Raw genomic sequence first — 400 nt, 5'->3', positions numbered from 1 at the left:
GCCATATGCGCTGTTCGCTCCGGATCGAGGCAAAGCTCATCCCGGTCGAGCGGGTTGTAGAACATGTTCGCGGCGTCGAAGCCGGGGTCGCCGAGAACGCCCTTCGGATCGATGGCCAGCCAGCCGCGCGGTCCATGCAGGATGTTTTCGTGATGCAGGTCACCATGCAGAGGCCTGATATCGTGCGGATTGGCCAGCAGTCGATCCGCGATGACGGCGGCCTCGACATAAAGGCTGTCATGACCCGCGTCGCGGTCTGTTGCGGCCTTCTTGAACAGGCTTGAAAACCGTTCCCTCTGCGGCTGAAGTTCGGCCGGGAAGGGGTCTTTCCCAGGTGAAAACAGTTTCGCCATCACCTCGGCCGCGATTTCAGTGGCGGCGTGGTCGCCCTGTTCGTCGA

General features: G+C 61.8%; 1 protein-coding gene. It reads right to left on the bottom strand.

The window, feature by feature from the left end; translation table 11 throughout:
* A partial coding sequence (locus D3227_RS40820) for an aminoglycoside phosphotransferase family protein (RefSeq protein ID WP_281035091.1) occupies positions 1 to 400 on the bottom strand: 400 nt, incomplete at both ends.

Origin of the sequence: Mesorhizobium waimense (assembly GCF_003601975.1) — a bacterium.
GTDB lineage: Bacteria > Pseudomonadota > Alphaproteobacteria > Rhizobiales > Rhizobiaceae > Mesorhizobium > Mesorhizobium waimense.
Note: the sequence above shows the minus strand (reverse complement) of the source record. Positions and strands in the feature narration are given on the sequence as shown.